The sequence below is a fragment of the Aquitalea magnusonii genome, from assembly GCF_002217795.2.
Classification (GTDB): Bacteria; Pseudomonadota; Gammaproteobacteria; order Burkholderiales; family Chromobacteriaceae; genus Aquitalea; species Aquitalea magnusonii_B.
This window is the reverse complement of the sequence record NZ_AP018823.1, coordinates 4,449,023-4,474,716: the sequence shown is the minus strand read 5'-3', so window position 1 is coordinate 4,474,716 and position 25,694 is coordinate 4,449,023. Positions and strand designations below refer to the sequence as shown.

The window sequence follows — 25,694 nt, the reverse complement described above, 5'->3', positions numbered from 1 at the left end:
TCGCCAGACCGTCCACACCGGTCTGGCCATCACGCGTTACCTGGCGCTGCAGACCAAACCGCGTAGAGCATCCGCGCCAAGGCGCGCCGATGCAGACTGTACAGCAAGCGGGGTTCTGTCAGCAGGTCTTACAGCCCCAGCCCCCAGCGCCACGCCCCGTACACCACAAAGCTGATCACAATCGCCAGCAAGGTCTTTCCGCTTTTCCATGCCACCAGTGCCGCCACGATGATGCCCGGCAAATAGGCGTTGTGCAGGCTGATGTCCACCGTGCCGGCCGGTGCCAGCGCCATCGGTACCACCAGTGCCGACAATACGGCGGCCGGCACATAATGCAGCGCACGGTTCAGCCAGTCGGGAAATGCCAGTCGCTGGCCGAACACCAGAAAACTGGCGCGAATCAATACAGTCAGCAGCATCATGCCGCCAATGGCAAGCCAGTGATTCATGCTGTCTGCTCCTTGCCCTTGTGCCACTGCTCCAGCAGCAGGCCGGTGGCCACGCCCACCACGGCTGCCAGCATCAGGTCCAGCTTGTACGGCAGGCCGCGCGCCAGCATGGCCACCGCACTGGCAGCCAGTGCCGCACCCAGTGCCGGGCGGCGTTTGAGCTGCGGTGCCACGATGGCGGCAAAGGTTGCCCCCATGGCAAAGTCCAGCCCCAGCGTGGCCAGACCGGGCAAGGACTGCCCCAGGCTCACGCCCACCATGGTCCAGAACAACCAGTTGCCATACATGGCGAGTGACGACGCCAGCCAGTACCACTGGCCACCATCCGTCCCCTTGGTGCGAAAGCGGTGCTCCACCACGGCAAAGGTTTCATCGGTCAGCCAGAAAGCCAGCGGCCAGCGCCAGCGCAAGGGCCAGTCACGGGCGTAAGGCAGCAAGGTGGCGCTGTACAGCGCATGACGCAGGTTTACGACAAAGGTGGTGAGCCACAACACCGGCAAGGCAGTGCCGGCACCGATCAGGCTGACGCCGATGAACTGGGAAGAACCGGCAAACACCAGCACCGACATGCCAAGCGCAGTGGCCGGGGACAAGCCGGCCGCAATGGCCAGCGTGCCGAAAATCACCCCGAACGGGGCTGCCCCCACCAGCATGGGCACGGTATCACGCGCACCTTCCAGCAATAGCGCGCGACGGTTGAGGGCATGCGTCATGATGCCTCCCGCGGGCCGGGCCATACCGCATGCAGGCTCATGCTGGCCCCTTCTGTAGCACGCACCGGCAAGTGGCGGTAATCGAAATCATCCAGGCAATGAATGTTCACGCCGTAGTGATCCGGCATCGCCCGTTTGCGATGGAAGGTGTAGATACCGCAGTGCTGACAAAAGAAATGGCGGGCAATGCCGGTATTCCAGCGGTACTCGCTCAGTGCATCGCTACCGGACAGGATCTCCAGCTGGCTTTCATGCACCCGCGTCATCAGCGCATTCTTTTTCACGCACAGCGAACAATCACAGGTAGTCAGTTCTTCGGGTTCGGCATGCAGACGAAAGCGCACTGCGCCGCAATGACAGGAGCCGGTATAAGACATGGGCAGGGAATCATGATTGGGAACAGTCCTACCCTACCATGCCAATTGCTTGCCAGCTTGAACGATCTTGCGCTCAGCGCCGGAGGCTGCGCTGGTAGGCCGCCGGGGTGATGCCCAGCGCCTGACGGAAAATACGGGTGAGGTGTGGCTGGTCGGCAAAGCCCAGTGCCTGCGCCGCAGCCGCCGGACTATGACCGCCGGCCAGCATTTGCCTGGCACGTACCACGCGCAACTGATTGCGCCAGGCTACCGGCGGCAAACCCAGATGCCGGGAGAACTGCCGGTTGAGCTGCCAGGGCGACAGGCCCACGGCCGCCGCCAGCGTGGCCAGCGACAGATTGTCCGCCACACAGTCGGCCAGCATCTGCCGGGCGCGCTCCACCGCCTGTGGCCAGGGACGCTGCGGTCGTTCGGCAATCTGCATATGGCGTAACACCACCTGGCTGAACACCGCATACAGCGCCGATTCGCGCTGCAAGGTGTCCCGGCTGTCACGCAGCAGCGCATGCAGCTGGTTCAGTTGCGCGGCCAGTTGCGGGTCCAGCACCACGGTGTCGCGAAAATACGGTGTGCCGCCAGACTGGCCGCTGATTTCGGCCGCCAGTTGGCCGATCAGGCTGGCTGACGGATAGAAACCGCGATAGGCCCAGCCTTGCTGGTGCGCACACTCGCCGGTGTGGACCTCGCCGGGGTTCATCAACACCAGCGCACCCACCCCGGCAATATGATTGCCCCCGCGGTGGCGGTAAGCCTGTGCCCCGGCCAGCAGGGCATTCACCACATATTCTTCGTGAAAATGCGGTGCAAATACCTGTTCGCGGTAAAAGGCATCCAGGCATTCCAGCGGCGCGATGTCATCGGCGCGGAAGAGACGTGAAAATTCGTGCTCGGATTGGGGCATGGCAGCGCGCGGGACAAAGGATGTCCCTTGCATTCTGGCATAGCCCCGGACAGAAAACTTGAACGATCTTGCTCAGGAGCCGGCCATGAAGGTACGGATGCCGGAGCCGACAAACTGCACGCCGACGCAGATCAGCAAGAAGCCCATCAGCCGGGTGGTGACTTCGCGGCCACCGCGCCCCAGCCGGGCGGAAATCATGGCCGAGGAACGCAGCACCAGCCACATGCCCAGGCTGGTGGCGGCAATGGCGACAAAGGTCATGCCGAAGGCCAGTGTCTTGGCCGTCCAGCCCGACAATTCGGCGATTTCGGTGGAAATGCCGATCACCACCGCAATGGTCCCCGGCCCGCTGATGCCGGGCATGGCCAAGGGGAAAAAGGCATAGTCTTCCCGCTCGCCGGTTTTCGGTGCCATGCCCGGGTCCTGCGACAAGAACAGCATGCGGTAACCCAGCACCGCCACCACCAGCCCGCCGGCAATGCGCAGCGCGCCATAGGAAATACCGAAGGCCGCCATGATGAGGTTACCGGCCAGCAGGCTGACCAGCATGATGCACGCAGCAAACAGGCAGGCCCGCCTTGCCTGATTGGCCCGTCCGGCTTCGCTCATATCCTGGGTGAGCGAGATGAACAGCGGAATCTTGGACAGCGGGTTGGTAATGGTGATCAGACTGAGCAGACCACCAAACAGGAACTTCAGCGACAGGGTTTCCAGCATGATGACAAGGCAATTTAATATAAGACAACGATTATAATGATCTGCCTGGCAAATGATAGCCCGGCGTCGTGTCTGTGCCTGTGCCGTGTCGCATCTTGTTGCCATCCGGCTGCGGCACTTTGTCGCAGCCCGTGCGGTCTGAACTGTGCTAATTTGCCCGCAACCCAACTCTGGAGAAGTCCATGTCCCTTTCCCGTCTGTTCGCATTGTTCGCCGGCCTCATGCTGGCGGCCACCGTCTCTGCCCACGGTTTCAAACTGGGCGCACTGGAACTGGGCCATCCCTGGAGCCGGGCCATGCCGGAAGCCAGCCCCACCGGCGCGGCCTACCTGAGCATCAAGAACACCGGCAAACAAGCCGATACGCTGATTTCTGCCAGCACGCCACGGGCGGAAAAAGCCGAACTGCATGTCCACCTCAACGACAACGGCGTGATGCGCATGCGTGAAGTCAGCGGCGGTGTTGCTGTTGCCGCTGGCAGCGAGGTGAAATTTGCCCCCGGTGGCTATCACATCATGCTGATGGGGCTGAAGCAGCCGCTGAAGGCTGGCGACCGTTTTCCGCTGACGCTGAAATTTGCCAAGGCCGGCAGCATCACCGTGGAAGTACAAGTCGAAAAAGACGCGCCGATGGAGATGGAACACAGCAGCCACTAAGCTTTGTTCGCCGCCCCCGGCTGGGCGGCTAGTGAAATTCACTAGCAAGCTGCTGATTTTTCTGGCTGAATCCACCCCTTGCCCGCCAAAGCGGGCAATTTCGGCCCAACGTTGCGCCAATGTGACATCGTGCAATGCAGCATCCGCTACTTGTTAGAGTATTCGCTTTACCGTTGCACCAAGCTTGGGCAAACTGGCGTCCGGAAATTGAGTTGAACAACGCTCTGTACTGCTCAGTCCGCCGGTTACCCTACACAGTAGTAAGCGCCAAGTCTGCACCAAAAGAGTCAACACGATGGAGGAGAACGGGTCTTGCCTGACAAGGCCCGTCAAATAATAGATCGACTCAGGGAACCGGCGGATTTTTCCTCATTCTGCGTTATGCTATCCGGCACTTCTTTCCATGCCCGTAGCCATGACCGCCACCACACACTCCCCCTTAGCACTGCCCCGCATCAGCATCGAATACTGCACCGGTTGCCGCTGGATGTTGCGTGCCGCCTGGATGGCGCAGGAACTGCTCACCACCTTTGAAAAAGAACTGGCCGAAGTGGCGCTGCGCCCCGGCAGCGGCGGCGTATTCCGTGTCTGTGTGGATGGCGAGCAAATCTGGGACCGCAAGCAGGACGGCGGCTTCCCCGACATCAAGCAACTGAAGCAACGGGTGCGCGACCGGGTGGCACCGGACAAATCACTGGGCCACAGCGAGCGCGCTGCCGATTGACCACCGCAGCATGACCGGCCAACGCAAGATCATCCATGTCGATTGCGACTGCTTTTATGCCGCCATCGAAATGCGTGACAACCCGGCGCTGCGAGATATCCCGCTGGCCGTGGGCGGGCAGCCGGACAGCCGCGGCGTGATTGCCACTTGCAACTACATCGCCCGCCGCTTTGGCGTACACAGCGCCATGTCATCGGCGCGCGCGTTGCGCCTGTGTCCGCAATTGCTGATCCTGCCGCCGGACATGGTCCGCTACCGCGCGGCCAGCCAGCAGATCATGGCCATCTACGAGCGCTACACCCCGCTGATCGAGCCGCTATCGCTGGATGAGGCCTATCTGGATGTCAGCACCCAGCCGCACGAGCAAGGCAGCGCCACCCTGATGGCCGCGGCCATCCGCCGCCAGATCCAGACCGAAGTGGGCATTACCGCCTCGGCGGGCATTGCGCCCAACAAGTTTCTGGCCAAGATTGCCAGTGACTGGCACAAGCCCGACGGGCAGTTCGTGATCCGCCCGCAGGATGTCGACGCCTTTGTGCTGCAACTGCCGGTGGAAAAGATTCATGGCGTGGGCAGGGTGACGGCGGCGCATCTGAAAAAGCTGGGCATTCACCGCTGCAGCGAGCTGCGCCAATGGGAAATGAGCGACCTGATGCGGCATTTTGGTCGCTTTGGTGAACGCTTGTACGAGCTGGCCCGTGGCCGTGACGAGCGGCCGGTCAGCACTGACCGCAGCCGCAAATCCATCAGCGTGGAAGAAACCTATGCCCAGGACCTGCCGGACCTCGCCGCCTGCCTGGACAAGCTGCCAGAGCTGATGGCCAAGCTGCAGGGCCGCATTGCACGGGCGGAGAACCCGCCATTCAAGGGACTGAGCGTGAAACTGAAGTTTGCCGACTTCAGCCAGACCACCGCAGAGCAGACTGGCCGACAATTGACAGCGGCAGCCTATACCGAACTGCTGGGCATCGCCTTTGAACGCGGCCAGCGCCCGGTGCGGCTGGTGGGGGTGGGCGTCAGGCTGGCCGATGACACCGACCAGCCACAGCAATTACCGCTGTTTGTGGAACTGTGACACTTACTGCGCGGCAGCTTCCAGCACCGCCGCGCGCGCGGCAGCGCTGTCCTGCCACATGCGGGCCACGCTGGCACGCTTGCCCAGCAGGAGCAGATAGTCTTCGATGCCCGGAATGATGCTGGTCAGATCTTCACCGTAAACATCACGCGTGGAAGAGGCCACCAGCGGCAGCACACAGGCGGCGGAAATGTCGGCAAAGCTGAAATACTCTCCCGCCAGCCACGGCCCGTACTGCACCAGACGCGATACGGCCAAGAGGCTGCGCTCGATGGCGGCCTTGGCCGTCGCCTTGCCGGCTTCATCCAGCGCAGCACCAAACAGCAGGTGACGGTATAGCGGGCCCACTGCCGGCATCAGGTACAGATCCATGATGCTCATCAGTTCGCGCGCGCTGGCACGGCCATTCGGGGTGGGCGGCAGCAAGGCGGCGGTGGGATAGGCGTCTTCCAGCCACTCCAGAATCACGCTGGACTCCGACAAGGCATGGCCGTTGATATCGACATAGGGAATCTTGCCCATCGGGCTGTGTTCCAGCACGGCCTGGTCCTGTGAAGGACGGGTCGGTATTTCCTGGAAGTTGACGCCCTTTTCCAGCAAGGCAATCTTCACCTTGTTGTAGTAGGCAGACAGCGGCACGCCGTAGAGCTTGATCATGCTGATTTCCTTGCGGGCCTGGCCCTGAAGTGGATAGGAGCCTTGGGTTACCGGGTGCGCGGCACATGGCAAAACAGGCGTTGCCTGGCCTCCCTGGCCGACAACGCCTGCATTATGCCATCTTTCATGGCAGCAGCCAGCCGGGCGGGGCTTAGCGGCTCAAGGCCAAGGACTTCTGCTGCAGTCGGCTACGCAGCAGCGGGATCAACTGCTGGGTGGCTTTCTCGCCTTCAAGTATCGCCTGATGGCGGGCCTCGAAATCGGCCGAGCCGATATTCAGCACATTGGGCCGGATTACCACATCGGCCTGCTTCAGCTCTGCCGCCAAGGTAGGGCCGCTCATGATGTTGAAGCTTTGATCCAGCATGGAGAACAGGCCGGTGGCCTTGCCCGGCTTGGGCTTGGCCGAGATATCCACCGCAATGACAAAGTCCGCCCCCATCTCGCGCGCGGCCGAAACCGGCACCGGGCTGACCAGGCCGCCATCCACATAGCGCTTGCCGCCAATCACCACCGGCAGGAAGACATTGGGAATACTGGCCGAGGCCCGTACCGCCTGGCCGGTATTACCCATGCGGAACACCACTTTCTGACCGGAATCCAGCTCGGTGGCGACAATGCCCAGTTTGCGCGGCAGCTTTTCGATCGGGCGGTTGCCCAACTGGGTATTGATGTAGTTTTCCAGCTTCTCCCCCTTGAGGAAGCCCTTGGTGGACAGCGTCCAGTCGGTCAGTTCGGACTCGTCCAGCTGCATGGCCTTGGCTTGCAGCTGCATGCCGTTCAGGCCGGAGGCATACAGGCTGCCCACCACGCTGCCGGCGCTGGTGCCGGTGATGATGTCCGGCACAATACCGTTGGCTTCCAGCACCTTGATGACGCCAATGTGGGCAAAGCCTTTGGCCGCGCCGCCACCCAATGCCAGCGCCACGCGAGGCTTGACCGGGACTTTGGGGGCAGTGATTTCAGTTTTGGGTTGGGTAATGGTACAGGCGGCCAGCAGGACCAGCAGGCTGGCCGGCATCAGGCGGCGTAAGAGCGTCATGATAGCGGGTACGGGTAGTGACGGAGTTGAATGTGTAATGGGCTGATTCGATTATTGCAGCGCAACATGGTTCCCGGCAACGCTCAGAAATCTGCCTGCCGGTGCAGGAAGTGGCCTCCCTCACCGGCCTGGCAACCAAGCATCCTTAACAGCTAGACCTTGCCCGGCCAGCTACCGGGTTTGACGAATTCGATCACCTGCCGGCCATCCGGCAGGGTATTGCCCTTTTTCTTCAGCGTGCTTTTCCAGGCATGGCCATACACCACTTCATAGGTGGCCGGCAGCTTGCCGTCGCGGCGGCGGGTTTCATAAGCCGCTTCCACCCGTTGCCAGGCCTGCTTGCCCATCAGGCCGCGACTGCGGTCGCGGGTGGCATTGTGCGCGCCGATGGCCTTGAGGTCGTGCATCACGTCGCGCACCTTGTCGTAGGTCAGCACGATCTTGTCCATGTCCATCACCGGCTCGGCAAAGCCTACCCGCATCAGTGCATCGCCCAGGTCGTGCATGTCGATGAACTGGTTGACATGAGTGGCCTGGTCCACGCCGCCAAAGGCCTCGCGCAACTCCAACAGGGTGTCGGGGCCGAGGGTGGAAAACATCAGCATGCCGTCCGGCTTGAGCACGCGCTCGAATTCGCTGAACACGCTGTCCGGAATGTTCACCCATTGAATGGTGAGGTTGGACCAGATCATGTCCACGCTGTTATCGGCCAGCGGCAGTCTTTCCACATCGGCACACACCTGCCAGGGCTGGCTGCGCTTGAACAGTTTTTTCAGCAGGCCGTCACCGGCGCGCTGACGCTCGCGCGAGGCGCACAGCATGGCGTGGGCCAGGTCCAGCTCGACAATCTGGGCATCGGGGTATTGGGTGCGCAACTGGGCGGCACCATAGCCGGTGCCGGTGCCGGCATCCAGAATCACTTGCGGCTGGTGCTTGATGTAGGACAGGCGCTCGGCCATGCGGTCGGACACCTCGCGCTGCAGGACGGCAGCGGAATCATAACTGGCGGCGGCGCGCTCAAAAGAGGCGCGGATACGGTCTTTGTCGGTATAAAACGCTTCGCTCATGCGGAGGCTTCCAGATGCTGGGCCAGCTTGGCGACAAACTCGTCCTGATGGGACAAAAATGGCGCATGCGAAGCCTGGGTGAATTCATGCAAGGTGGCATCGGCCAGCGCGGCTTGCAGCCAGCGGCCAGCGCCAATCGGGGTAATGGCGTCGCGCACACCGAAAAACAGCGCCACCGGACAGGCAATCTGCCCGGCCAGCGTACGGGCGTCGGCTTCCAGCAGCAGTTGCAGTGCGGGCAACAAGCCTTGTGGCCGGCCATGGGCAAATAATTGTTCGCGCACGGCTTTCACCGTATCGCGTGCCGCCGGGGCTCCCATCATCTGCAAGGCCAGAAAGCGCTCCAGCGTTTGCTCGAATGCGCCATCCAGGCTGGCCCCCACCGCTTCGATGGCGGCACGCTGCTGGGCATGCGGCCAGGAATCATCACGCACAAAGCGCGGACTGGTGGCCACCAGTGCCAGGCTCTTTACCTTGTCCGGGTGACGGGCAGCCCAGTGCTGGGCAATCAGCCCGCCCAGCGACCAGCCGACAACTTGTACCGGGAAGGGGAATTGGGCATCGACCAGGTCGGCTACTTGGTCGGCGTCAAAGCGCGCCAAGGGGGCGGATGCACCATGGCCGGGCAGGTCGACCAGATGCACGCAGTAATGGTCGGCCAGTTGCGTGGCAACGCGGTCGAACACGCCGCCATGCAGGCCCCAGCCATGCAGCATGACCACATCCGGCCCGCGGCCGCGGCTTTCAACAAACAGATTCATGGGCAGTTAAATGGGGGAGCAGAGTGCTTTTCGCAAGTAGCGGCATGAAAAGAAAACCGTGCGCCAGCGCCCATGCGGCAGGGCATGCCACCCCGGACTCAGGCAGCACGGCGGAATTCCTGCACAAAACGGGCCAGCCGTTCCCAATCGATGGCATGGGCCAACATCGGCGCGGAGAAATAATAGCCCTGCAGTTTGGCGCAGCCCATTTCCTGCAGGCGGGATAACTGGGCGGCGGTTTCCACCCCCTCGGCGACCACATCCAGTCCCAGTGCCTGGGCCAGCGCCAGGATGGCGCGCACGATGGCGGCAGACTCCTCCTTGCGATCGACATCAAAGACAAAGCTCTGGTCGATCTTCAATACATCAAAGCGGTAGCGATGCAGGTAAGACAGTGCGGAATAGCCGGTGCCAAAGTCATCCAGTGCCAGTTTGACCCCCAGTTCATGCAAGGCATGCATCACGGTGGCGGCAATTTCCGGCACGTCTATCAGTGCGCTTTCGGTGATTTCCAGATGCAGGATTGCCGCCGGCAACTGGTAGGCTTCTATGATGCCGCGCATCCAGCTGACCAGTTCCGGGTCGTGGAAATTGGCCGAGGACAGATTGATATGCAGGGCGATATCGCGCGACACCCGGTTTTCATCCAGCCACTGCCGCAGTTGCCGGCAGGCGGCATTGATCATGTAGCGGTCCACCCGCGTGATCAGGCCGCTTTCTTCCGCCACCGGCAGGAATAGCGCGGGTGAAATCAGCCCGCGCACCGGATGCAGCCAGCGCACCAGCGATTCGAAGCCCACCAGTTCTCCGCTGCGGGCATCGATGAAGGGCTGGAAGTAAGGCTGCAGTTGATCGTCCACCTCCAGCGCCCGGCGCAGTTCGCTTTCCAGCGCCAACTGGTCGGCCTGGTTGATACGCAACTGGTGATTGAACACGGTATAGCCCTGCCTGCCCTGCTGTTTGGTGCAGTACATGGCATGATCGGCATCGCGCAGCAGTTCTTCCGCTTTTTGATAGTGGTCGCGGTCGGCCAATACCACGCCGACACTGGCGGTGGAAAATACCTCGCGGCCAGCCAGGATGACCGGGCGTTCAAATTCGCTGACAATGCGCCGCGCTATCATTTCGCAGCCTTCCAGCGTATCGGTGCCAAACAGCAGGATGGCAAACTCATCGCCCCCCAGCCGCGCCAGGAAGTCATAGTGCCGCAGGCAGGAGCGGATACGCGCACCGGCTTCGAACAACAGATGGTCGCCAGCCAGATGGCCCAGGGTGTCGTTAACCAGTTTGAAGCGGTCCAGATCGATGAAAATGACGCTGAAGCGGGCGCCGGCTCCGGACAGATAGCCATCCCAGGCACGCCGCAGGGTCTTGGCAAAGTAGTTGCGGTTGGGCAGCTTGGTCAGCGGGTCGTGCAGGCTGTCGAACTCTAGCTGTGCATTGACGGCATCCAGTTCGCTGGTGCGTTCGCGCACCCGTTCTTCCAGTTCGGCATAGGCATCTTGCAGGTCCTGCATCGCCCGCACCCGAGCCAGCGCCGTGCCGATATTGTTGGCCACAAACTCCATGACTTCCTGGTCGCGATAGCTATAGACCACGTCTTCCTGATAGCTGTGTACCGACAGCACGCCCAACAACTCATGCCCGCAATACAGCGGCACCCCCAGCCAACTGCGCATCGGTGGCACATTTTGCTCGTCCGGCAAGGATGGGACGACAGGCAGCCGGTCCAGCAACAGCGGACGGCCGCTGTGCAGCACTTGCTCCAACTGGCCCTTGCCGGGTCGACGCGACTTGCTGACCTGCAGATAGTCATCCGAGCAATAAGGGAAACTGAGCAGATCGCTATCCATGTGGTACAGGGCAACCTGGCAGTTGCGCGCAGCCACCAGCTCCATCAGCAGGCGATGCACGCCGGCCAGAAAGGCCTCCAGCGACAGACTGGTATTGGACAGGTCGGCAATGCGGTACAGCACATCCTGGAAACGCTCGGCACGCTGCCGCTCCGATATTTCCGAACGCAATCTGGCATTCACCCCTTCCAACTCGCAGGTGCGCAACCATACCTGGCGCTCCAGTTGGCTGCGGTACAGCATGCGGTCCAGCGCATAAGCAATATGGCGGGTGACAAACAGGAACAGGGCCTGCTCTGCCGACGTGCAAGCTGCCTGGCTGGGATAAAACTGCAGCACGGCAGCACCGATGACTGTGTTGTTGGCATTGGTGAGCGGCACCCCCATCCACAGCAGTGGTACCGGCCCATGCAGAATCAGTTGCTCCTGCTGACAGACTTCCTGCAGACGCTCGCGCGTGAGCACCAGCGGCTTGCCCATGCGCATCAGCCAGGCCGTCAGCGAGCGCTCATTCTGCTCGCCGTAGAACAGTTGTTCCGGCGATGGCGGGGACGGGTCAAGCTGATCGGCGTAAAAGGGATAGTGCAGGCTGCTGGCCTGCTCGTCGTACAGTGCAATATAGAAATTGCTGGCATCCATCAGCCGCATCAGCAAACGATGCAGCTTGGGCAGCATTTCATCCAGGGTGGCGCACTCTCCGGGCAGTTGGCTGATTTCCAGCAAGGTCTCGTTCATGATGCGGGAACGCGACTGGGCGGAATGCAGGCGCGCGCTCTGCAGGTGTCCGGTCAGCAATGTGGCCACGGCCGCCGTGTTGGCGGCCACCTTGCCGCGCCACACCAGCCAGCCAATGGTCTCATCATGCAGGACCAGGGGCAGTGCGCCGCCATCCGGGCCGGGAAGCCGGCCCGCAGCCAATGCCGCGGCCGGGGTCAGATTGTCTGCCGCCCCCAAGGTAGCCAGGCATTGCCAGCTTGTTCCCACCAGTGCCCAGACTGCAGCGGCAACAGGCTCGTCCGGAGGCTGGATCAGCGCCAGCGCTGTCTGGGCCGCCTCTTGCTGGGTGGACAGGTAATCAGCCGTACTCTTCATGTCGTTATCGTAGTATGAGTTAGCCGGGAAATCCGGTCATGCTACGAACAGACGCAGTCATCCCCTATGACTGTGTTGCCGCCACTACGCAGTCCAGCAAGCCCTCCAACTGGTCCTGAGTATGGGCTGCCGTCAAAGTGATCCGCAGACGGGCCGTCCCCTCAGGTACGGTGGGTGGCCGTATTGCAGGCACCCAATATCCACGCTCCTTCAATCGTGCAGCCAGCAACATTGCCTGCTCGTTCCTGCCTATGATAATCGGCTGTATCGGCGTTCGCGATGGCATGAGCTGAAAATTTACATCAGCCAGACGCTCCCGCACGCTGCGCACATATTGCTGCAAGCGAGTCCTGCGCCAGGGCTCGCCAGCAATCAGTTGCAGGCTGGCCAGTACGGCAGCGGCCAGCGCTGGTGGTTGGGCAGTGGTAAAAATATAGCTTCGCGCACTGTTGACCAGCCATTGCACCAGTTGCTGGCTGGCGGCGACAAAAGCACCGGCCACGCCGGCAGCCTTGCCCAGCGTGGCCATATAGATCAGACGCTCACCTTGCAGTCGGTTTTCCGCCGCCGACCCACGCCCATCGCCCAAGATGCCAAAACCGTGCGCATCATCGATATAAAGCCAAGCGTCGTATTTATCGGCCAGTTGCAGCAGTTCCTTTAACGGTGCCTCATCGCCATCCATGCTATACACCGCATCCACGGCAATCAGCCGCGTCCGTGCCGGGGTGCTGGCCAGCAATTCTTCCAGATGCTGCAGATCGTTATGGCGAAAACGGCGAAAGCTGGCACGCGACAACAGGCAGGCATCATTCAGTGATGCATGGTTGAGCTTGTCGGCAAACACAGCGTCGCCGCGCCCCACCAGACTGGTAATCACCGCCTGGTTGGCAGCATAGCCGGAACTAAACAACAGAGCCGCCTCGCAACCACAATAGCGGGCCAGGGCCTGCTCGGCCTGCTCATGCACGGCAAAGTGACCGGCAACCAGATGCGATGCCCCGCCCCCCACACCCCAGCGGCTCAATGCCTGCTGGGTGGCTTCAATCAAGGCCGGGTGATTGGCCAAACCCAGGTAATCATTACTGGCAAATGCCACATAACTTTTACCCGCAATAACCACCTGGCTGGACTGTGGCGTTTCCAGGATGTGACGCTGCCGGAACTGGTGCTGCTGTTGCAATTCCAGCAGTGCGCCGGGGATATCTTGGGCTCGCATGGGGCTTTCCGGAAAATAGGCTAAAACGGGCCGGATTCGGGCAAAAGTATTCCTTATATATACATTGCAAAAATCCAGCCGGACGAAGGCAGTAAAACCAGACAATTTACAGCGGTGACAAGTCCAGTTTTTCCATCAACAAACGGTCGGCATCGACATCAGGATTTCCCGTCGTCAGCAGCTTGTCGCCGTAGAAAATCGAGTTGGCACCGGCCAGAAAACACAGTGCCTGCATCGCCTCGGGCATCTCGCGACGACCTGCCGACAGGCGCACATAACTCTTGGGCATGGTGATGCGGGTGACGGCGATGGTGCGGACAAATTCGGTCCAATCCAGCGGCTCGGCCCCATCCAGCGGCGTCCCTCCCACCTTGACCAGATTGTTGATCGGCACCGACTCCGGCTGTGGCTCCAGATTGGCCAGTTGGGCAATCAGGCCTGCCCTGTCCGCACGGGTTTCATTCATGCCGACAATGCCGCCACAGCATACCGACAACCCGGCACCACGCACCTTGCCCAGCGTGTCCAGCCTGTCCTCGTACTCACGGGTATGAATGATGTCGCCATACTTTTCCGGCGCGGTGTCCAGATTATGATTGTAATAATCCAGACCGGCCTGTTTCAGCTTTTCCGCCTGCCCATCCTTCAACAGGCCAAAAGTGGCACAGGTCTCCAGGCCCAGCGCCTTCACTTCGCTCACCATGCGCAAGGTCTGCTCCAGATCGGCATCCTTCGGCCCGCGCCAGGCAGCCCCCATGCAAAAGCGGCCAGCCCCGTTGGCCTTGGCGGTACGTGCGGCATCAATCACCTCATCCACCGTCATCATCGGCTGGTTCTCCACCGGGGTATCGTGATGCACCGATTGCGGACAATAGCCGCAATCTTCCGGACAGCCACCGGTCTTGATGGAAATCAGCGTCGATAGCTGTACCTTGGTCGGATCAAAGAACTGACGATGGATCTCGGCCGCACGGAATACCAGTTCCATGAATGGCAGACTGAGCAGAGCCTCGATCTCCGCGACCGACCAGGTGCCGCTCTCCGGATGAGGTGTGGCAGGACGGGAAAACTGGATGGTTTGCATGGTCATAATGCGCTTTCTTTGCAACAGAAATGCCAATTGTATTTATTGCCAAATTACAACTGAACAAATGGATAATTTAAGAAAAAAACAGCATGCCTGAGAGTGTCTGGCCGCAGTCTTGCAGAGGGGTTTACATGCTGTCAAATATCAAAAGAAAATTTATTGACAATTGCCCAATATTTAATCAGAAATGTTTGTTGTGTAATCACCCAAACTGTCCCGCCGGGCTATGCAACGGCTGTAAAGCCAGCTTGCCCCGCTTGCCAACAATCCATTGTCCCATTTGCGCAGAACCAGCACTGACGCGGGATATCTGCCGCTTTTGTCTGCAGCGCCCACCCGCATTCGATGCCATACACACTCCATACCTGTTTGGCTACCCCCTTAATGCAATTATTTATGCAGTGAAGTACGGAAAACGGCTGGAAATGACGGGTGTACTCGCCAATCTGATGGCTGAATTTGCGCTAGAAACCCAGGTTTTCAGTGATCTGGTGATCCCCGTTCCCTTGTCAAAAGAACGACTTGCAGAGCGCGGCTTTAACCAGAGCATTCCACTGGCCCAGGCAATCGCTGCTACAATGCAAAGCCGTTTTTCTGCCACACTGTGTTGGCGAAAACGCAACACTGTGCCGCAAGCCTCTCTCGGACGCGCCGAAAGACGCCGAAACGTCCGCCATGCCTTTGGCGTAAAACAACGCATTGACGGGCTTTCCGTCACCATTGTGGACGATGTGGCAACCAGTGGAGCGACCCTCAGTTCCCTGGCTGAAAAGCTCAAAAAACAGGGGGCAAAACGGGTCGATGCGTGGGTGCTCTGCAGGGCATCTTTCCCAAAAACTTGACCAAGATTTTGATTCTTTGGAACAATCCAGCCAGCCAACGATGTTCACCGTTGTTCTTTTTCAGCCGGAAATCCCGCCCAATACGGGCAATGTGATTCGTTTATGTGCCAACACCGGCTGTGAACTGCATCTGGTCAAACCCATGGGTTTTCCCATGGAGGATGCCAAGTTGCGACGCGCGGGGCTCGACTACCACGAATATGCCCGTGTCGTTGTCCATGAAAACTGGGCTGCCTGTCAGCAGGCCCTGCAAGGACGGCGGATTTTCGCTGCAACCACCAAAGGCGCCACGCGCCACGACCAGATCAATTTCCAATCTGGGGACGTATTGCTGTTCGGTCCCGAATCCCGCGGCTTGCCGCCAGAAGTGCTGGAGGATTTTCCTTCCACACAGAGGATTCGTTTGCCCATGCGTCCCGAATCGAGAAGCCTGAACCTTTCCAACGCCGTCGCGATCACGGTGTTCGAAGCGTGGCGGCAACTGGATTTTGCAGGAGGAAGCTGACAGTTCACAGGCCGGCCAACACTAACGGGCCAGCAAGAAATGTTGATGCCTGAAGTGAAGCGGATGGCATGCCGGGCCTGTGCCCGTCATGGTGCAGGCAGCAGTAACAGGCAGCCAATCCATGTACCCGAAGGCAGCGGGTAACGCCCGCAAGGGCAGTACCCGCCGACGTTTTTTGATGTGCCCAACAGCATAAGGGAGGTCTATGCAATCAGTACTCCGATGGCTGTGGCTTGTTTTTGTCAGTCTCGTACTCGTGGCCTGCTCCACCGTGAAGACGGCGAGCGCGACCAGCCAGTCGGCCAAGCCGACCAATAAGCCCACCGTAGCCAACAACAAGGGCGGTGCCTATTTTCAGAAAGACGGCCCTGCCGACCACATCCCGGTCAACCTGAACCTGGTACCGGATGCAGTACCCCAGACGGAACCGCTGATCAAGTCAGCCAACCAGCCTTACACCGCGATGGGCATGAGTTTCCGCCCGGACACCAGTGAAAAGCCGTTCCGGGCCACCGGCCTGGCTTCCTGGTATGGCAAGCAGTTTCATGGTCGCAAGACCACCTCGGGCGAAAAGTACGATATGTTCGCCATGACGGCGGCACATCCGACCCTGCCGATTCCGAGCTATGTTCGGGTGACCAATGCCGCCAATGGCAAATCAGTCATCGTGCGCATCAATGACCGTGGTCCTTTCCACAAGAATCGCGCGATGGACCTGTCCTATGCGGCGGCCTACAAGCTTGGTTTCATCAAGCAAGGCAGCGCCAAGGTCAATATCGAGCGCGTGTGGCCGGTAGCCGGTGGCGAGGCTGTCGCCAGCAATAGTCCGGAAATCCGCCAGGAAGACAACCCGCGCTATCTGCAACTGGGTTCCTTCAACAAGCTGGCCAATGCCGAAGCACTGTTGAAGAAAATGCTGGACGAGATGGACGACCATTACGATGCCAAATTGGGTATCGTGAACCAGCAGGGTAACTACAAGGTGCGCCTTGGCCCCTTCCCGACGGATGCCGCCGCCCGCAGCGCTGCAGAAAGCCTGAAGGTATCGAGCGTGGTGCTGAATAACTAAGTTCCACCAGCACAGCGGATGGCCGTCTGAAGATCGCAAGCGAGAGCATCTGCTCTCGCTTTTTTCATGGCTGCGCCAGCGCGGGCATAAAAAAACCCGGCGCTTAATGCGCCGGGTCAAAGGCCTTAATTGTCAGCGTAAGGCTCCCGCTCAGGGAGGCAAGCGGGAGGTGCCGAAGCACCTGCACGGTTAGTACGGTCTTTGCTGACAAAGTTCCATCATTCCTCTCCCGGCGCCGTATCCTGTTCTTTCAGTACAGCATCGAACCAGCCTTCAACCACCTGCTCCACCTGCTCGGTACCGGTTTTCTTCAGACTGGAGAACAGTTGTACCGATACTGCCGGGTAATCTGCCAGCTCGCGCCTGACCATGGTCAAGGTCTGCTGCTGGTCGCTGCGCGATAATTTGTCAGATTTGGACAGCAAAATATGTACCGGTCGGCCGGTATCGCGGAAGAAAGTAAGCATTTGCCGGTCCAGCTCTAACAGCGGACGGCGCGAGTCCATGATCAGGATCAGCCCGATCAGGCTGTCACGCGTTTGCAGATAGCGCCCCAGCAACTGCACCCAATGCGCGCGTACGGCTTCCGGTACTTCGGCATAGCCGTAACCCGGCAAATCCACCATGAAGCGCTCGTGGCCCAGGTCAAAGAAGTTGATATGCTGGGTACGGCCCGGGGTCTTGGAGACATACGCCAGCCGGGTCCGGTTGGCCAGGGTATTGATGGCGCTGGACTTGCCGGCATTGGACCTTCCCACGAAGGCAACCTCGGCGCGGGTGGGCGGCAGGTCCTTCAAATGGTTGACGGTGGTATAAAAAGTGGCGTTTTTAAAAATCGACATAGTAGTAAGGTTGATTTCAGTTGGTATAGAATAACAGGTTTGAAATTGCCACTTTTACAGATATTTAAGAATTCCTCACAAGGAGCGATCATGAAACGGATGATGCTGTTGGCTGTAGCTGCGGCAACCCTGGCTGGAAGTGCATGGGCAGAAGGCATTGCCAAGGGAGACCCGGTAAAGGGCAAGCAGATCGTTGACACGGTATGTGCCGCCTGTCACGGTGCTGATGGCAACAGCGTAGCGTCGGCAAACCCGACCTTGGCCGGCCAGCATGAGGTTTACCTCTACAACCAGCTGCAAGCCTTCAAGAAGGGTGAGCGCAAGAATCCGATCATGCTGGGCATGGCCTCTGCGCTGTCCGATGCTGACATGCGCAATGTCGCTTCCTACTTCAGCCAGCAAAAACCCAAGGCGCGCGAAGCGGCCAACAAGGAACTGATGCCGCTGGGCGCCAAGATCTACCGCGTTGGCAACCCGGCCAGCCACCTGCCTGCCTGTATGGCTTGCCACGGTCCTGCCGGTAATGGCATTCCGGACCAGTTCCCGCGTGTTGGCAGCCAGCACGCTGCCTATATCGCCAAGCAACTGGCTGACTTCAAGGCGGCTACCGATCGCAAGAACGTGACCATGTCCGATGTAGCTTCCCGCATGACTGATGCCGAAATGAAGGCTGTGGCCGAATACATTTCGGGTCTGCGCTAATCGCAACTTTTGCGGATAGCCTTGTTCAAAAGGGAAGCCATAACCGGCTTCCCTTTTTGTGTTCGGCACCAAGATGACTAAAAACACACGCCACACCGCGGTTTACAAGCTGTACGAACTGTTCAGTTCCATGCGTTTTGCCATTGGTCTGCTGACCATTCTGGCCATCGCCTCGATCATCGGTACCGTACTGAAGCAAAACGAGCCCTACCCCAACTATGCCTTCGAATTCGGCCAGTACTGGTTTGCCGTGTTCGAACAGCTAGGCCTGTACGATGTCTACCACTCCGGCTGGTTCCTGACCATTCTGGCCTTCCTGGTGCTGTCCACCACCTTGTGCATCGTGCGCAACGGACCGGGCTTCATCAAGGACATGAAAGCCTATCGCGAAAAGGCATCGGACAACTCGCTGGCGGCGATGAAGCACAGCGTGGAAATCGATGCAGACAACAGCGACCCCGAGCAACTGCGGGCCTACCTGCGCGGTCAGGGCTGGCGCTGGCGTGAACACCAGCGCGCAGACGGCAGCCTGGTACTGGCCGCCAAAAAAGGCGCAGCCAGCAAGCTGGGCTACTTTTTTGCCCACATCGCCCTGGTCGTCATCTGTATAGGCGGGCTGATGGATGGCAACCTGCCGCTGAAGCTGGCGGAAATGGTGGGCAGCGTGGTGCCGGAAACCCGCGACATTCCACAAAGCCAGATTCCTCCCCAAAGCCGTTTGTCCACCTCCAACCTGTCTTTCCGCGGCAATGTCACCATTGCCGAAGGCAAGAGCGGTGATGTCATCTTCCTGAACTCCGGCAATGGCTATCTGGTGCAGGACTTGCCCTTTACCGTGACGCTGAAGAAGTTCTATGTCGACTACTACAGCAATGGCATGCCCAAGCTGTTTGCCAGCGACATCGCCGTCACCGACAAGGCCACCGGCAAGGTGACTGAAGCGCAGGTGAAGGTAAACCATCCGCTGATCGTGGATGGCGTAGCCATCTACCAGGCCAGTTTTGGCGACGGTGGCTCCCCCCTGACCTTCAGGGCATGGAATCTGGATGCGCCACAAATGGCACCGGTGGCCATCAAGGGCGTGTCGATGGCGGCACAGCCCTTGCGTGCCAATGGCAAGGACTACAGCCTGGAATTCGGCGAACTGCGTGTGTTCAATATCGAGAACATGGGCGGCAAGAATACCGATGCCAGCGACAAGACCCTGTCCGAACGCATGCAGGATGCCCGCGAGGTAAAGCATGAGAAGCAACTGAAGAACATCGGCCCGTCGGTTACCTTTAAGCTGCGAGACAAGCAGGGCCAGGCGGTGGAGTTCCATCATTACATGGCCCCGATCCAGCAAGATGGTGTCAGCTATCTGGTGGCCGGCGTACGCAACAAGGTATCGGAACCCTTCCAGTACCTGCGCCTGCCGCTGGACGACAGCATGTCGCTGGACAGCTTCATGCGCCTGCGTGCCGCCTTCATGAATCCCGCCCTCTATGATGAAATTGCCAAGCGCACCACCGCCAAGGCCATGCAGGGCTCGGCCATCAGCCCGGCCATGCAGCAGCAGTTTGCCAATAGCGTGAAGTGGATTCTGGGCCGCTTTGCCCAAGGTGGTTTTGTGGCGCTGGAGCAGTTCCTGGATGAGAAAGTGCCACAGGACAAGCGCCAGGCAGTGGCCCAAACTTACGTCAAAATCCTGCAAGGCGCAGTAGTGGATGTGATGGATGTGGCCGATGCCAAGGCCGGCATCAAGCCAGTGGCCATGGATGGCAAGCGTTACCGCTTCCTGCTGGACAGCCTGGTGGGCATCAGTGCGCTGCATGATTACAACGCCCCGGTATTCCTGCAACTGCAAGGCTTTGATCAGGTACAGGCTTCCGGCCTGCAATTGACCCGCTCACCAGGCAAGAACCTGGTGTATCTTGGCTCGCTGATGCTGGTGATCGGCATCGTGCTGATGTTCTATATCCGGGAAATCCGCCTGTGGATACGCTGCGCTCCCGGCAGCGTCAGGGTGGCCATGAGTTCCAACCGTCACAACCGTGATCTGGATGCGGACTTCCGCCGCCACAGTGAGGCAATTCAACAGTTGGTACGAGGTAAGTGATGGAACTGGCGCAATCCTTTGTCGAACAACCGCTGTACAAGCGGCTGAAACTGGCTGACTGGCTGTATGCCCTGCTGGTACTGGTGGCGGCCGTACAAGCCTGGCGCTTGTACAACCCGTACATGGATGGCTACGAACAAGCCATCCTGGCGGGTTCGGCCATTGGTCTGGTGGCACTGGGCTGGTTCTGGAAAGCCTGGCGCTGGTTCTTCCCACTATCGGCCTGCGTGGCACTGCTGGGCATCAGCCTGTACCACGGCGAGCTGGCACGCGGCCAGACGGCGTTCTGGCTGAAGTTCCTGCTGTCCAGCCAATCCGCCATCATGTGGATGTGTACGCTGTTCTTCCTGGCCACCCTGGTGTACTGGGCCGGGCTGCTTACCCGCTCGGCCATGCTGTCGCGCATGGGCAGCGGCCTGACTTGGGCCGCCGCCGTGATGGGCGCTGCCGGCTTGTTTGTGCGCTGGTACGAGAGCTACCTGATCGGCAGCGATGTTGGCCACATTCCGGTATCCAATCTGTACGAAGTCTTCATCCTGTTCACCCTGATCACCGCGCTGATGTACCTGTACTACGAAGCCCGCTTTGCCACCCGCCAGGCCGGTGCCTTCGTCCTGCTGGTCATCTCCGCCGCCGTTGGCTTCATCCTGTGGTACAGCTTCGACCGCCAGGCGCATGAAATTCAGCCCTTGATTCCGGCCTTGCAGTCGTGGTGGATGAAGATTCATGTTCCGGCAAACTTTGTCGGCTATGGTGCGTTTGCCATGTCGGCCATGCTGGGTGTGGCCGAACTGCTGGTGCTCAAGGGCGTACTGAAAGACCGCCTGCCCAGCGCCGAAGTGCTGGACGAAATGATGTACAAGGCCATTTCCATCGGCTTCCTGTTCTTTACCATCGCCACCATTCTGGGTGCGATGTGGGCGGCCGATGCCTGGGGCGGTTACTGGAGCTGGGACCCTAAAGAAACCTGGGCGCTGATCGTGTGGCTGAACTACGCCGCCTGGCTGCATATCCGGCTGGTGAAGGGCTGGCGCGGCAAGCCACTGGCCTGGTGGGCGGTGATCGGTTTGCTGGTCACTACCTTTGCCTTCCTTGGCGTAAACATGTATCTGACCGGCCTGCATTCCTACGGCGGCCTGTAACCCTCCTCCAGCCCCGGCCTGCAGCACTGCCGGGGCTTTGCTTTGCCTGCACCACGGACAAGATGGCCGTGGTTTGTTATTGTGTTGACTGTTTCTTTTCAAGGACCCCGTTTTACATCATGGATTTATCCTGGCTGTCTGACCCTTATGCCCTGCTCGGCCTCCTCACCCTGATCGTGCTGGAGGTAGTGCTCGGCGTCGACAACCTGATTTTCGTGGCCATTCTGGCCGAAAAACTCCCACCCCATCAGCGCGACCGCGCCCGTGTGCTGGGCCTGTCGCTGGCGCTGATCATGCGGCTGTTCATGCTGGCGGGCATCAGTTGGCTGGTGAAACTCACCGAACCGCTGTTCTCCGTACTGGGCCAGAGCTTTTCCGGCCGCGACCTCATCATGCTGTGCGGCGGCCTGTTCCTGCTGTTCAAGGCCACCATGGAGCTGCACGAGCGGCTGGAAGGCGTGGAACACAGCGAGGGCAATGGCCAGAAGGCTTATGCCGCCTTTGCCACCGTGGTGGTGCAAATTCTGGTGCTCGATGCGGTGTTCTCCATCGACTCGGTGGTGACGGCCATTGGCATGTCCGAGCACTTGAGCATCATGATGCTGGCGGTGGTGATTGCCATGAGCATGATGATCATGGCCAGCAAGCCGCTCACCCGCTTCGTCAACGCCCACCCCACCGTGGTGATGCTGTGCCTGGGCTTTTTGCTGATGATCGGCTTTAGCCTGATTGCCGACGGCTTCGGTTTCCATATTCCCAAGGGCTATCTGTACGCCGCCATCGGTTTCTCGGTACTGATCGAGGTTTTCAACCAGATTGCCAACGTCAACCGTCAGCGCTTCCTCAATAGCCGCAACAGCTTCCGCTCCCGTACCGCCGACACCGTACTGCGCCTGCTGGGCAATGCGCCGCTGCAACACGGCGGCCATCACGAGCAGGAACACGAGGAAGGCCCGCACGAGGACGCGGAAGAAGCTTTTGCCCACAACGAGCGGGCGATGATACACAGCGTGCTGACGCTAGCCGAACGGCCGATCCGGGTGATTGCCACGCCGCGTTCCGACATTCACCGCCTGGACATCAGCCAGGATGCCGAACAGCAACGCAAGGTGCTGCGTGACAGCCCCTACTCCCGCCTGCTGGTGGTGGGTGCCGGGCGTATCGACGAGCCGCTGGGCATCGTGGCGCGCAAGGACTTGCTGGCCCAGTTGCTGGACGGCCAGACGCTGGACGTGATGGCCGCGCTGCGCCAGCCGCTGGTATTGCCGGAAGGCATGACGGTACTGAAAGCGATGGAAGCCTTCCGTCAGCAAGCCGCCGATATGGCTTTTGTGGTGAACGAGTTTGGCAGCCTGGAAGGCATCGTCACCCAGAAGGACCTGATGGAAGCCATTGCCGGCGACTTCCCGGAAGAACATGAGCGCAATGAACAACCGGCGCTGGTACAAGGCGAGGATGGCAGTCTGGATGTGGAAGGCAGCACCGAACTGGTGACGCTGGAGCAATACATCGAGCTGGGCAACTACGAGGAAGAGGACTTCCACACCGTGGCCGGCCTGTTGATGCACCGGCTGGAGCGCATTCCGCGCCAGGGCGACAGCATCCGCGAAGCCGGCTGGGAAATCGTAGTCACCGAGCAAAAAGGCAATCGTACCGAGCGGGTGAGCATCCGCCCGCTGCCCAAGCTGGACGATGAGCAAGGCTGACACCGCCAGCGCCGCCGGCCAGTGGCATCTGTATGTGCTGGAGTGCCGTGACGGTGCGCTGTACACCGGCATCAGCAATGATGTGGCGCGGCGCTATGCCGCGCATCTGGCGGGTAAGGGAGCGCGCTATACCCGCATCAACCCGCCGCAGCGCATTGCGCTGGTTCACCCCTTTGCCGACAAGTCGCAGGCGCTGAAAGCCGAATACGCCTTCAAGCGCCTGTCGGCCGCCGCCAAGCGCCAATTGGTGGCAGGCGGCGATCTGGGCGACTGGCTGGCGGCGCGTACCGCCCCGCCAGAGCCGGCTCAGTAAACAAAGCGTTCGCGCAAATCTTCCAGGTTCAGCTCACGCAAAATGGCCTCCTGCCGCTCACGCGCACTCTGTTTGCCCTTGCCGGTTTTCTTGGCAATGATCAGCTCGTTCTTCATCGAATGCTCCCAGCCCACCAGCTCGGTCACCGTCAGCTGGTAACCGCGGGCTTCCAGTTGCAGGCAACGCAGCACATTGGTCAGCTGGCTGCCGAACTCGCGGGTGTGGATGGGGTGACGCCACAGCTCGGATAGCGGCGTCTTGCCAAAGGTCTCGTTCTTCTTCTGGCGCAGCACGGCGGCCACTTCGGCCTGGCAGCAGGGCACCAGCACGATGTATTTGGCGTCCTTGGCCAGTGCAAAGCGGATGGCGTCGTCGGTGGCGGTGTTGCAGGCGTGCAGCGCAGTGATGATGTCCACCTGGGCCGGCAACTGCTCGGAGGTGATGGACTGCTCCACCGTCAGGTTGAGAAAACCCATGCGGTCAAAGCCCAGCCGTGCGGCCAGCTCTTCCGAGCGGCTGACCAGCTCGGGCCGGGTTTCAATACCGAATACCCGACCGGCCTCCTTGTCCTTGAGAAACAGGTCGTACAGGATGAAGCCCAGGTAGGACTTGCCCGCGCCGTGGTCGGCCAGCGTAACGTCCCCCTTGCTGTGCAGCACATCCTGCATCAAGGGCTCGATGAACTGGTAGAGGTGATACACCTGCTTGAGCTTGCGGCGGGTGTCCTGGTTGATCTTGCCGTCGCGGGTAAGGATATGCAGTTCTTTGAGCAACTCCAGCGACTGCTGCGGTTTGATTTCGGGAATCAGGCTCATCATGGCCTCCGGTAAAGCGGGAATGGCGCGATTTTACCAGTTTCAGCCGCCCCGCCCCGACAAGCTTGGCCGCAGCGGCCTGCCATGCCACAATTTGCCATCCCAATTGCACCGAGCACCGCCATGTCCCTGCAGTATCACCTGATTCCGGTTACCCCCTTTGCCCAGAACTGCAGCGTGCTGTGGTGCGATGTCACGCGCGAAGCCGCCATCGTCGATGCCGGTGGCGATATCGACCGCATCCATGCCTGGGTCGCGCAACAAGGCCTCACCGTCACCAAGCTGCTGCTGACTCACGGCCATATCGACCACGCCGGCGGTGCCGGTGAACTGGCCGCCCAGCTGGGCGTGCAGATTGAAGGCCCGGAACAGAGCGAAAGCTTCTGGCTGGACCAGCTGCCCAATCAAGGCCGCATGTTCGGCTTTCCCTCCAGCCCCGCCCTCACCCCGGAGCGCTGGCTGAACGAAGGCGACAGCGTCAGCATCGGCCAGGAGACGCTGCAGGTGATCCACTGCCCCGGCCATACCCCCGGCCATGTGGTGTTCTACAGCGCTGCCGCCAGCGTGCTGGTGGCCGGTGACGTGCTGTTCCAGGGCTCCATCGGCCGGACCGACTTCCCGATGGGCAATCACCAGCAACTGATTGATGCCATCCAGCAAAAGCTGTTCCTGTTGCCGGACGACACCGTGGTGATTCCCGGCCACGGCCCGCTCACCACCATTGGCGATGAAAAGCGCCACAACCCCTTCGTGGCGGACGCCCGCTTCCGCTGATGTCGCCCGCCTTTGAACTGGCGGTGCTGGCGCTGGTGCGGCAGATCCCGCCCGGCCGGGTCAGCAGCTATGGCGTGCTGGCCGCAGCGGCCGGTTTCCCACGCCACGCCCGTCATGTCGGCAAATTGCTGGGCAGCCTGCCGGATGGCCACGACCTGCCCTGGCACCGGGTGGTGAACAGTGCCGGCAAACTGTCCCGCCCCGGCAGCGAACAGGCCGACTGGCAGCGCGTGTTGCTGGAACAAGAGGGCGTCGAATTTTCTGCCAGCAGCGCGATCAGCCTGTTTCGCTATGGCTGGCCGGATCACGCCTACTTGCGCGCCAAAGCCCGCTGATCAATGCCGTTGCCGCATATTGTCCAACACAACAGTACGCCGTTTTCATACTGTTGCTGAAATGTTACGTGGCTTGAGCTGAAACTTTTCAATGTGGAGCATAGTGCGCTACCCTGCGCGCCCCCGTATGGCCTGCCCTGCGGGTTTTACATAAAAAAAGT

Annotated in this window: 27 protein-coding genes; 13 read left to right on the top strand and 14 right to left on the bottom strand. The window is 60.1% G+C overall.

Annotation, left to right across the window (positions count from 1 at the left end; genetic code table 11):
- Positions 1 to 128: 128 nt before the first annotated feature.
- The 5 genes from DLM_RS20985 to DLM_RS20965 all read right to left on the bottom strand — a co-directional run bounded on the left by DLM_RS20985 (position 129) and on the right by DLM_RS20965 (position 3,157).
- The gene (locus DLM_RS20985) at positions 129 to 449 is read right to left on the bottom strand and encodes an AzlD domain-containing protein (RefSeq protein WP_089082949.1); all 321 of its coding nucleotides are present in this window, start codon (positions 447 to 449) and stop codon (positions 129 to 131) included.
- A complete protein-coding gene (locus DLM_RS20980; protein WP_045846505.1) occupies positions 446 to 1,162 on the bottom strand; it encodes an AzlC family ABC transporter permease in 717 nt (238 codons plus the stop codon). The genes DLM_RS20985 and DLM_RS20980 overlap by 4 nt, the downstream gene beginning before the upstream one ends.
- Positions 1,159 to 1,539 (bottom strand): GFA family protein, encoded by a 381-nt coding sequence (locus DLM_RS20975; RefSeq protein ID WP_089082950.1) that lies wholly within the window; start codon positions 1,537 to 1,539, stop codon positions 1,159 to 1,161. The genes DLM_RS20980 and DLM_RS20975 overlap by 4 nt, the downstream gene beginning before the upstream one ends.
- A gap of 73 nt (positions 1,540 to 1,612) precedes the next feature.
- Positions 1,613 to 2,440, bottom strand: coding sequence for an AraC family transcriptional regulator (locus DLM_RS20970; RefSeq protein ID WP_119313281.1), 828 nt, complete (start codon positions 2,438 to 2,440; stop codon positions 1,613 to 1,615).
- Positions 2,441 to 2,512: 72 nt separating this feature from the next.
- On the bottom strand, positions 2,513 to 3,157 hold the full coding sequence (locus tag DLM_RS20965) for a MarC family NAAT transporter (RefSeq protein ID WP_089082951.1): 645 nt from the start codon (positions 3,155 to 3,157) through the stop codon (positions 2,513 to 2,515).
- 182 nt (positions 3,158 to 3,339) lie between these two features.
- On the opposite strand from DLM_RS20965, the gene DLM_RS20960 reads away from it, so the two are divergent.
- The 3 genes from DLM_RS20960 to dinB all read left to right on the top strand — a co-directional run bounded on the left by DLM_RS20960 (position 3,340) and on the right by dinB (position 5,612).
- On the top strand, positions 3,340 to 3,813 hold the full coding sequence (locus tag DLM_RS20960; protein ID WP_089082952.1) for a copper chaperone PCu(A)C: 474 nt from the start codon (positions 3,340 to 3,342) through the stop codon (positions 3,811 to 3,813).
- Positions 3,814 to 4,228: 415 nt separating this feature from the next.
- On the top strand, positions 4,229 to 4,537 hold the full coding sequence (locus DLM_RS20955) for a SelT/SelW/SelH family protein (RefSeq protein WP_089082953.1): 309 nt from the start codon (positions 4,229 to 4,231) through the stop codon (positions 4,535 to 4,537).
- Positions 4,538 to 4,547: 10 nt separating this feature from the next.
- Complete coding sequence (gene dinB, locus DLM_RS20950) at positions 4,548 to 5,612, top strand: DNA polymerase IV (RefSeq protein WP_089082954.1); 1,065 nt, start codon at positions 4,548 to 4,550, stop codon at positions 5,610 to 5,612.
- A gap of 3 nt (positions 5,613 to 5,615) precedes the next feature.
- On the opposite strand, the gene DLM_RS20945 is transcribed toward dinB, so the two are convergent.
- The 7 genes from DLM_RS20945 to bioB form a co-directional block, all read right to left on the bottom strand.
- Complete coding sequence (locus DLM_RS20945; RefSeq protein ID WP_089083040.1) at positions 5,616 to 6,269, bottom strand: glutathione S-transferase family protein; 654 nt, start codon at positions 6,267 to 6,269, stop codon at positions 5,616 to 5,618.
- Positions 6,270 to 6,420: 151 nt separating this feature from the next.
- Complete coding sequence (locus tag DLM_RS20940) at positions 6,421 to 7,311, bottom strand: patatin-like phospholipase family protein (protein WP_089082955.1); 891 nt, start codon at positions 7,309 to 7,311, stop codon at positions 6,421 to 6,423.
- Positions 7,312 to 7,463: 152 nt separating this feature from the next.
- Entirely contained in the window at positions 7,464 to 8,378 is a 915-nt protein-coding gene (gene bioC, locus DLM_RS20935; protein ID WP_089082956.1) for a malonyl-ACP O-methyltransferase BioC, read from the bottom strand.
- Entirely contained in the window at positions 8,375 to 9,139 is a 765-nt protein-coding gene (bioH, locus tag DLM_RS20930; RefSeq protein WP_089082957.1) for a pimeloyl-ACP methyl ester esterase BioH, read from the bottom strand. The genes bioC and bioH overlap by 4 nt, the downstream gene beginning before the upstream one ends.
- Before the next feature lie 98 nt (positions 9,140 to 9,237).
- Positions 9,238 to 12,084 carry an EAL domain-containing protein gene (locus tag DLM_RS20925; protein WP_089082958.1) on the bottom strand — a complete coding sequence of 949 codons (2,847 nt, stop codon included), beginning with the start codon at positions 12,082 to 12,084 and terminating at the stop codon, positions 9,238 to 9,240.
- A gap of 64 nt (positions 12,085 to 12,148) precedes the next feature.
- Entirely contained in the window at positions 12,149 to 13,303 is a 1,155-nt protein-coding gene (bioF, locus tag DLM_RS20920; RefSeq protein ID WP_089082959.1) for an 8-amino-7-oxononanoate synthase, read from the bottom strand.
- Positions 13,304 to 13,409: 106 nt separating this feature from the next.
- Positions 13,410 to 14,393, bottom strand: coding sequence for a biotin synthase BioB (gene bioB, locus DLM_RS20915; protein ID WP_089082960.1), 984 nt, complete (start codon positions 14,391 to 14,393; stop codon positions 13,410 to 13,412).
- 128 nt (positions 14,394 to 14,521) lie between these two features.
- On the opposite strand from bioB, the gene DLM_RS20910 reads away from it, so the two are divergent.
- The 3 genes from DLM_RS20910 to DLM_RS20900 all read left to right on the top strand — a co-directional run bounded on the left by DLM_RS20910 (position 14,522) and on the right by DLM_RS20900 (position 16,806).
- Complete coding sequence (locus DLM_RS20910; protein ID WP_231959923.1) at positions 14,522 to 15,232, top strand: ComF family protein; 711 nt, start codon at positions 14,522 to 14,524, stop codon at positions 15,230 to 15,232.
- A gap of 40 nt (positions 15,233 to 15,272) precedes the next feature.
- Complete coding sequence (trmL, locus tag DLM_RS20905) at positions 15,273 to 15,737, top strand: tRNA (uridine(34)/cytosine(34)/5-carboxymethylaminomethyluridine(34)-2'-O)-methyltransferase TrmL (RefSeq protein WP_089082961.1); 465 nt, start codon at positions 15,273 to 15,275, stop codon at positions 15,735 to 15,737.
- Between the two features lie 271 nt (positions 15,738 to 16,008).
- Positions 16,009 to 16,806: a septal ring lytic transglycosylase RlpA family protein gene (locus DLM_RS20900; RefSeq protein WP_231959922.1), complete on the top strand. Its 798-nt coding sequence runs from the start codon at positions 16,009 to 16,011 to the stop codon at positions 16,804 to 16,806.
- 218 nt (positions 16,807 to 17,024) lie between these two features.
- Here the strand turns inward: DLM_RS20900 and yihA are convergent, their stop codons facing one another.
- Positions 17,025 to 17,648, bottom strand: a complete 624-nt coding sequence (yihA, locus tag DLM_RS20895; RefSeq protein ID WP_089082963.1) for a ribosome biogenesis GTP-binding protein YihA/YsxC — start codon at positions 17,646 to 17,648, stop codon at positions 17,025 to 17,027.
- A 90-nt stretch (positions 17,649 to 17,738) separates the two neighbouring features.
- Here yihA and DLM_RS20890 point away from each other — a divergent pair, with 90 nt between their 5' ends.
- From DLM_RS20890 to DLM_RS20870, 5 genes are all read left to right on the top strand, one after another.
- Positions 17,739 to 18,350 (top strand): c-type cytochrome, encoded by a 612-nt coding sequence (locus DLM_RS20890; protein ID WP_089082964.1) that lies wholly within the window; start codon positions 17,739 to 17,741, stop codon positions 18,348 to 18,350.
- Between the two features lie 73 nt (positions 18,351 to 18,423).
- Positions 18,424 to 20,448: a cytochrome c biogenesis protein ResB gene (locus DLM_RS20885; RefSeq protein WP_089083042.1), complete on the top strand. Its 2,025-nt coding sequence runs from the start codon at positions 18,424 to 18,426 to the stop codon at positions 20,446 to 20,448.
- Positions 20,448 to 21,590, top strand: a complete 1,143-nt coding sequence (ccsB, locus tag DLM_RS20880; protein ID WP_089082965.1) for a c-type cytochrome biogenesis protein CcsB — start codon at positions 20,448 to 20,450, stop codon at positions 21,588 to 21,590. Before DLM_RS20885 ends, ccsB begins: the two co-directional genes overlap by 1 nt.
- A 119-nt stretch (positions 21,591 to 21,709) precedes the next feature.
- Positions 21,710 to 23,296, top strand: a complete 1,587-nt coding sequence (locus DLM_RS20875; RefSeq protein ID WP_089082966.1) for a TerC family protein — start codon at positions 21,710 to 21,712, stop codon at positions 23,294 to 23,296.
- Entirely contained in the window at positions 23,283 to 23,609 is a 327-nt protein-coding gene (locus DLM_RS20870) for a GIY-YIG nuclease family protein (RefSeq protein WP_089082967.1), read from the top strand. Before DLM_RS20875 ends, DLM_RS20870 begins: the two co-directional genes overlap by 14 nt.
- Here the strand turns inward: DLM_RS20870 and DLM_RS20865 are convergent.
- The gene (locus DLM_RS20865) at positions 23,603 to 24,424 is read right to left on the bottom strand and encodes a class I SAM-dependent methyltransferase (protein WP_089082968.1); all 822 of its coding nucleotides are present in this window, start codon (positions 24,422 to 24,424) and stop codon (positions 23,603 to 23,605) included. The genes DLM_RS20870 and DLM_RS20865 overlap by 7 nt on opposite strands.
- 123 nt (positions 24,425 to 24,547) lie before the next feature.
- On the opposite strand from DLM_RS20865, the gene DLM_RS20860 reads away from it, so the two are divergent.
- Positions 24,548 to 25,198: an MBL fold metallo-hydrolase gene (locus DLM_RS20860; protein WP_089083043.1), complete on the top strand. Its 651-nt coding sequence runs from the start codon at positions 24,548 to 24,550 to the stop codon at positions 25,196 to 25,198.
- Positions 25,198 to 25,533: an MGMT family protein gene (locus tag DLM_RS20855; RefSeq protein WP_089082969.1), complete on the top strand. Its 336-nt coding sequence runs from the start codon at positions 25,198 to 25,200 to the stop codon at positions 25,531 to 25,533. The genes DLM_RS20860 and DLM_RS20855 overlap by 1 nt, the downstream gene beginning before the upstream one ends.
- Positions 25,534 to 25,694: the final 161 nt, after the last annotated feature.